This is a genomic window from Bacteroides sp. NSJ-48 (assembly GCF_014287405.1).
GTDB lineage: Bacteria > Bacteroidota > Bacteroidia > Bacteroidales > Bacteroidaceae > Bacteroides > Bacteroides stercoris.
The window spans coordinates 61,734-69,168 of the sequence record NZ_JACOOD010000022.1; the positions used below are offsets into that span (position 1 = coordinate 61,734).

At 39.8% G+C, this 7,435-nt stretch carries 4 protein-coding genes; all 4 read left to right on the forward strand.

Features of this window, described 5'->3' with window-relative positions; all coding sequences use genetic code 11:
- Positions 1-14 precede the first annotated feature (14 nt).
- The 4 genes from H8S52_RS11700 to H8S52_RS11715 all read left to right on the forward strand — a co-directional run bounded on the left by H8S52_RS11700 (position 15) and on the right by H8S52_RS11715 (position 7,277).
- Positions 15-1,823 (forward strand): RagB/SusD family nutrient uptake outer membrane protein, encoded by a 1,809-nt coding sequence (locus H8S52_RS11700; protein ID WP_022104937.1) that lies wholly within the window; start codon positions 15-17, stop codon positions 1,821-1,823.
- A gap of 29 nt (positions 1,824-1,852) precedes the next feature.
- Complete coding sequence (locus tag H8S52_RS11705) at positions 1,853-2,899, forward strand: DUF5627 domain-containing protein (RefSeq protein ID WP_022104938.1); 1,047 nt, start codon at positions 1,853-1,855, stop codon at positions 2,897-2,899.
- An 11-nt stretch (positions 2,900-2,910) separates the two neighbouring features.
- Positions 2,911-5,184, forward strand: coding sequence for an endo-1,4-beta-xylanase (locus H8S52_RS11710; protein WP_022104939.1), 2,274 nt, complete (start codon positions 2,911-2,913; stop codon positions 5,182-5,184).
- Positions 5,185-5,297: 113 nt separating this feature from the next.
- The gene (locus tag H8S52_RS11715; RefSeq protein ID WP_186909884.1) at positions 5,298-7,277 is read left to right on the forward strand and encodes a cellulase family glycosylhydrolase; all 1,980 of its coding nucleotides are present in this window, start codon (positions 5,298-5,300) and stop codon (positions 7,275-7,277) included.
- The last annotated feature ends 158 nt before the right edge of the window (positions 7,278-7,435 follow it).

Consider the following 7,435-nt stretch of genomic DNA (forward strand, 5'->3'; position numbering starts at 1 on the left):
AAAAAATAGAACAAATGAAACTAAGAAATATCATATTATCTACAGTTCTACTAGCTACATTTTCCGCTTGTGAGGATCTTTTTGAACCTGCTAAGGAGAACAATCGTGGTGTTGAGGAAATGCTTACAGATCCCAATTATGCAGTAGGTCTATTGGGATATGGTTATGCTATGTTGCCATACGAAAATACTAGTGTAAGTGATGTTGCTACAGATGATGCAGTAACCAATGATAAGGAAAGTAATTATTCCAAAATGGCTCTTGGCTCATGGGCATCAAACAACAATCCTATGGAACAGTGGCAAGCTCGTAAAGCCGCCATACAATATCTGAATACATTTTTGAGCATTGTTGATCAGGTGAGTTGGGCAAAAAATGAGGTGACCAATAAAATGTTTATTGATAAACTCAGTGGAGAAGCTTATGGACTTCGTGCACTTAATTATTACTATTTGCTAATGGCTCATGGTGGCTGGACAGAAGATGGTAAGTTATTAGGTGTACCAATGCTTCTTGAACCGGAAAGTACTACTTCTGATTTCAATCAAGCACGTGCTCCTTTCAGTGAGTGTGTACAGCAGATTTTTGAAGATTTGGAATTGGCATCCGAATTATTACCGCTAGATTATGAGAATATTGATAGTGATGCTGAAGTGCCTGCTAAATACAAAGAGATAGGTGCTCAGTTGGGAAACTATAATCTTGTTTTTGGTACTTATCAACGCGGTCGCCTTACAATGAGAATTGTTGAAGCTATTAAGGCGCAAGTAGCGTTACTTGCTGCTAGTCCTGCGTACAGAGAAGGTTCAGAAGTTACTTCAGAAACGGCGGCAAATTATGCAGCGGCAGTGTTGAACCGTATTGGCGGTGTAACAGGGCTTGATCCTAAAGGTCATACTTGGTATATGAATACAGAAGAACTTGACAATTTAGGTTCGGGTGAAGTTTCTGCTGAAATTCTTTGGAGAGGGAATAAAAGCATTGGAACGGAAGATTGGGATATGGGAATAAAGCAGGAAAAAGATAATTTCCCACCTACATTTTATGGTAGCGGACGTATCAATCCTACCCAAAACTTAGTAGATGCTTTCCCTATGGCCAATGGTTATCCTATCGCTGATAAGGCTAATAGCGGTTATTCGGAAAACGCTCCTTACACAGGTCGTGACCCTCGTTTGGAGAAATATATTTTGTTTAATGGTGCTGAATTTAAGGATAAGACTATTATTACAGGTCTTTATCCTGATGAGGATAATAAACAAGATAATGGTTTGAATCAATTGAATACCTCCACACGTACGGGTTATTATATGCGTAAGTTGTTACGTGAGGATTGTAACGCTAACCCGAATTCGCTGAATGCTAAGTATCATATTCCGGTTCGTATTCGTTATACGGAGATATTTCTTGCTTATGCCGAGGCTGCTAATGATGCTTGGGGACCGACAGGCAAGGGCGGTAATGCCTATAGTGCCTATGATGTGATAAAAGCAATTCGTGCCCGCGGTGGAGTGGGAACTGATAATGGAGATGCTTATTTGGAAAGTGTCAAAGGGGACAAAGACAAAATGGCCCAGCTCATTCGTAACGAACGTCGTATAGAACTTTGTTTTGAAAATAAACGTTTCTGGGACATTCGCCGTTGGAAAATGCCTTTGGACGAGAAAGCTAAAGGTATGCAGATAGAAAAAGCTGGTGAGAGTCTGAATTATAAGGTGATTGAAGTAGAAAACAGAAACTATAAAGATTATATGTACTACGGCCCTATTCCTTATAGTGAGATGTTGAAATGGAGTAATCTGCAACAAAATAAGGGATGGTAATCTCATAATTATAAAATGCAAAAAAGAATATGGAAATGAAATTATATAAATTGTTATCTACAATGGCCTTAGGAGGCTTGACATTTGCTTTTGCTTCATGTGAGAATGCAGATAAATCTTTTCCCGATTATGAGGGGGGGACCTCTGTGTATTTTGCCTATCAGTATCCGATACGTACAATAGTGCTCGGTAATGATGAAATAGTAGACAATTCTCTTGACCGTCAGCATAAGTGTGCCATTTATGCCACGATGGGAGGTGCATACGGAGGTAGAGATATTACTATAGATATTGCTGTGGACAATACACTTTGCGACAATCTCTTTTTTGAAGATGGGACACCGGTATTGCCTATGCCTTCCACCTATTACACACTAGCTGGAGATAAAATTTCTTACAATGGTGAACATTGGGGAAATGTAGAGGTACAACTCACTGATGCATTTTTTGCTGATGAAAAAGCATTAGGATGTAATTATGTTATTCCTGTGGTGATGAAAGGACAGACTGGTGCCGACCGAATTTTAACAGGCACTCCTCTGATTGAAGGCGATAAACCGGTGCGTACTAATTCTGATTATTGGAGTGTGTTGCCAAAGGATTATATTCTCTATTGTGTAAAATATATGAACCCATGGCATGCTTCTTATTTGCGTCGTGGAATAGACAAAATTACAGAAAATGGAACGGTTACAACCTCTGAACGTCATGCTCAGTCTGTGGAAAAGGATGAAGTTTGTGGTATTACTACCCGTTCGTTAAACACAGCTGTTTTTCCTATTAGTACGACTTCTACTAATGGTACAACAGTGAACTGTGATTTGCTATTGACTTTCAATGATGATAACGAATGTACCATAACTTCGGGAACTACAGGAGTTTCGGCAACAGGCTCTGGAAAGTTTGTAGAAGATGGAGAGAAAAATTCTTGGGGAAATAAGGACCGGGATGCTATCTATCTCGAATACGATGTGGATTTCGGATTTAAACAAATTGCTACAAAAGATACGTTGGTGTTGCAAACACGCGGAACTAATAAGTTGGAGGTATTTGCTCCCAAGTATAAAGCTAATTAAATTTTGGAGATATGATTATGAAAAATAGCATAAATAAATATTTCGGTTTGGCTTTGTTGTTTATTTCAGCCTCCTGTGCCGACGATAAATTCGTCGATTTTAAGACGGAGAAACCAGAGAGCATAGCCCAATATGAGTATCTTAATGCGTATGACGCATTGAAAACATATATAGACCGTAGTACTCATCCTAACTTTAAGTTGGGAGTAGGGGTCGCAGCTAATGATTTTCTGAAAGGAGAAATGGTTCGTAGCGTAGCTGTTGCTAATTTTGATGAAGTAGTAGCAGGTAATGCTATGAAGTATGCATCCATTGTGGCAGATGATGGAAGTATGGATTTCGGTACAGTAACGAAGTTTGTAGAGGCGGCAAAAACTTCTGGATTGACAGTTTATGGGCATACACTTTGCTGGCATTCACAGCAGAATAATAAGTGGCTGAATAGTTTGATTGCTAATAAGCCTAAGCCTGTTGATCCTTCTTCTGTAAATCGGGTGTTGCATATTGTAGCTGGTGAGCCCAAAGACAATGTGTGGGACTGGGAGATCTATTATGACTTAGATAACGTATTGGAAATAGGTAAACAATATACTCTTACTTTACGGATAAAGGGATCTAATCCTGGTGCATTTTCTTTTTGGCCGGGGATGAAAGATGGTTCCAATACCCATTATGGTTTTCCTGAATGTACTTCTGGTGAGGGCTGGATTGATAATACGATTGTTTTTACACCGACAAGCTCTATAGACCGATTAAGATTTTGTTTCGGTAAGTTAGGAGGGGATTTGTATTTTGATGACGTAGTGCTAAAAGCTGATGGCTCTGAAGCTAATCTTTTGGTAAATTCTTCTTTTGATGAAGATGATATTTCTCATTGGACAACAGTAAGTTGGATGGGCTTATCTTATGGTGTTGAAGAATTAGGAGAGTCTGGTTCTACTGTCTGGTTTGAAAGTATAATTACTAATGGTGATGCTGAAGGTGAAGATGTTTCTTGTTTCTATGCAACAGAAGATGGAAAAGGTGGACCATATGCTGCTCCGATAGGAGAAACTGGTACAGGTGCTGATGGCGTAGGACGTGCTTTTATTGTAAAGTCTGCTGATAATCCAGCTGAAGATCATAGCACTCAGTTCTTTGTTAAAGCAAATACTGTTTTAAAAGAAGGTGATATTTGTAAACTTTCATTTAAGTATAAGGCTGATAAAGCAGCCGGTTCAGATTCTCAGACACACAAGAAACCGGGAGAGTATATATTCTATGATGCAGGAGTTTCGGTTAATTTTACTACTCAATGGCAAAAATTTGAAAAGGAATTTACGGTTACAGAACAAATGGTAACTAATGAAGGTGTTCAGCCTTTCCAAACAATAGCATGGAATTTAGCCAAGTTTAAAGAGGCTAATACTTACTATTTTGATGATATTGAATTTGGTATTCAAAAGAAAGCTGAGGGTATTCCTTTGACTCCTGAAGAAAAGAAAGAAGTACTCACCAACGAGCTTGAGCGTTGGATAAAAGGCATGATGGAAGCTTGCGGAGGCTCTGTAACTGCATGGGATGTTGTGAATGAACCTATTTCAGGAGGTGGTGATGATGGTAATGGTAATTATGCTCTTCAATCAGCTACCAATCCGGATGATAATGGAGTAGGGGGACAGAACTTCTACTGGCAAGACTTTTTGGGCGATGATTATGTTCGTATTCCAATTAAGTTTGCCCGCAAATATTTTGCAGAAAATGGTGGTAATTCTGGAGATTTGAAACTCTTCATCAATGACTATAATTTGGAATCTTGGTGGGATAACAATAAAAAAGTAAAAAGTTTGATTAATTGGATTAAACGTTGGGAATCTGATGGTGAAACAAAGATTGACGGTATCGGTACACAGATGCATGTTAGTTATATTTTGAATGAGGCTGATCAGAAGAAACAGGAAGAATCTATTGTCAATATGTTTGAGTTATTGGCTGCAAGTGGTAAGTTGATTAAGATTACAGAATTAGATATGGGTATTGTGGAAAAAGCATTTGGAGAAGGTATCAAAACTGAATTGGTTACTTTTGAACAATATCAGAAAATGTCTGATTTTTACAAATTCATTATTCAGAAGTATTTTGAAATCATTCCGGTAGCGCAGCAGTATGGAATTACACAATGGGCTGCTACGGACAGTCCTGCAGATTCAGGTTGGAGAAAGGGACAACCTATCGGTCTTTGGGATTTGAACTATAATCGTAAACATACCTATGCTGGTTTTGCCGATGGCTTAGCTGGTAAATAATAGCATCTTATAGAAATAGGCGACGGAATTCGCAGAGCGAAATCGTCGCCTTTATAGCCTTTTGTCTGTTATTGGAAATTAGGTTAGTTAATTCAGTAAGATAATTGACAACCATGAAAAATATAGTAAATCTTCTTTTATTTTTGTTCGTATTTCTCTCGGCTTGTTCCGATGATTCGATACTAGAGGAGTTGAAACCGGAACCACCGAAATCGGATGTGGAAGAGCCGAAACCCGATGATGATTCGGGAAATAGTGGAGATAATCAGAACAGTGTGTTACCCATTTTGAATGTGGTAGGTCGTTACCTGAAAAATGAAAAGGGAGAAATCATTAATCTGCATGGTTTCACGCAGACTTACAGTCCTTTCTTTAATAATAATGCTTGGAATGATTATGATGTGCAGGGCTGTCTCAATTATAATAAGAGTATGGTGGACGGAATTTTGGCTGCTGGATGGAAGTTTAATTTTGTTCGAATGCATCTTGATCCTTATTGGAGCGATGATCCTGCTATGCAGTCTGTACGGTATGAGGGACACGAGCGCTTCTCCGAAACTCGTTTCCGGAAGTATCTTGATGAATTGTTTGTACCAATGGCGGAATATTTTATGTCCAAGGGCATGTACGTAGTGATGCGTCCGCCGGGTGTATGTCCCAACGAAGCACCCTATCAGGGTATCGAGTTGGGAGACTCCTATCAGCAGTTCTTGCTCAAAGTATGGGATATTGTTTCGCAACATCCTAAATTGAAAAACAATATTGGTGTAATGTTCGAACTTGCCAATGAACCTGTTAAGATAAAAGGCACGGACGGTACTTATGGCAGTACGGACGATGGGCATTTTCAGAATCTTCAACTCTATTTCCAAGCTATAGTAGATAAGATACGTGCTAATTGTCGTAATATTATCTGGGTACCGGGATTGTCCTATCAGTCGTCTTATGCCGGTTATGCTAAGCATCGTATTCAAGGTGAGAATATTGGTTTTGCCGTACATTGTTATCCCGGTTGGTATGGCAGTGATGCCGAGGAAGATAGTAGCGAAGGCATAGGTTCTTCTACTGGTGGAGGTTATGAAAGCTTCCAACGCGGTTGGGATGCTCAAGTAGGACCGGTGGCCGCTTTTGCTCCCATCATGGTGACCGAAATAGATTGGGCGCCCAAAAAGTACAATGCTACTTGGGGAAAGAGCATAACGGGAGTGGCAGGAGGAGAGGGCTTTGGGGCCAACTTCAAATATATTGCCGATAATTCAGGTAATGTATCCTGGCTTTTTTTTACCACGAGGTCACATGAATTGGCAGCTTTTAAAGATATACCGGGCACTTCCGGCAATTATACGTTTCTCAATGATCCCGAGGCTTGTCCGTGGGCTATGTACCATTGGTTTAAAGAGTATGCCGATGGTGTGGTGGTGAATGGTGCACCTGTAAGATTGGAACTTATGGGGCAAGAGGATACTTTGAACTTGCCGATGGGTGGGGTAAATTATCTTAAAGTACGTGCTGTTTATTCCGACGGCTCTACACGAATGGTTACAGCAGACGCTGAAATCAGCAGTTCTAACCCTTCAGTGCTGGCTGTGGAACGGGCGGGTAAACTGGTAGGAGTTACTCCGGGAAATGCAACTGTGACAATAAACTATCAGCATCCTGTGACGAGAGTTTCCAGTACACTGGCACTTGTAGTTACGGTTCTCCATCCTTTTTCATTGACGAAAGAAGCTTTTAATCCTTCTATCTGGGAAAAGGGCAGTTTTGATGAAAACACCCGTACGTTGATAACCGGACGATATGGTTTTGGTGGCTGGCAATTCTCTTCTGGACTGAATCTTTCTGCTTATCGCACGATTACTGTGGAATTGGGCAATGATAATACGAGCAGTGTCTCTTTTCGTATTTTTGACAAAAATAATTATTGGACGGAACCCGCAGCCTATGATTTCGGTTCATCACGTAAAGTTATAGTAGACCTGCAAAACATGAAAGACAAGAACGGAACAAGGATTGATCCTTCTCATTTATACATTGTCGGGTTTTGGTCTACTGGCAATAAGCCGATTATTATAAATCGGATAAATTTGGAATGATGTCCAGTTGCAATGACTGAAACATCTATTTTTTAATAATAGAGTTTATATCGAATAATTGATTAAAGCGTTCTTTGACTTATCTTTGTGGCCTAAAAAGTTCAATTGATGTATTACGACAAGATTCGCCACCGTCATAGCCAAGTGCTTGCAGCGAC

Coding starts and splice junctions, on each gene's coding strand:
- H8S52_RS11715 (WP_186909884.1), top strand. CDS start 5,298: ATGAAAAATATAGTAAATCTTCTTTTATTTTTGTTCGTATTTCTCTCG.
- H8S52_RS11705 (WP_022104938.1), top strand. CDS start 1,853: ATGGAAATGAAATTATATAAATTGTTATCTACAATGGCCTTAGGAGGC.
- H8S52_RS11710 (WP_022104939.1), top strand. CDS start 2,911: ATGATTATGAAAAATAGCATAAATAAATATTTCGGTTTGGCTTTGTTG.
- H8S52_RS11700 (WP_022104937.1), top strand. CDS start 15: ATGAAACTAAGAAATATCATATTATCTACAGTTCTACTAGCTACATTT.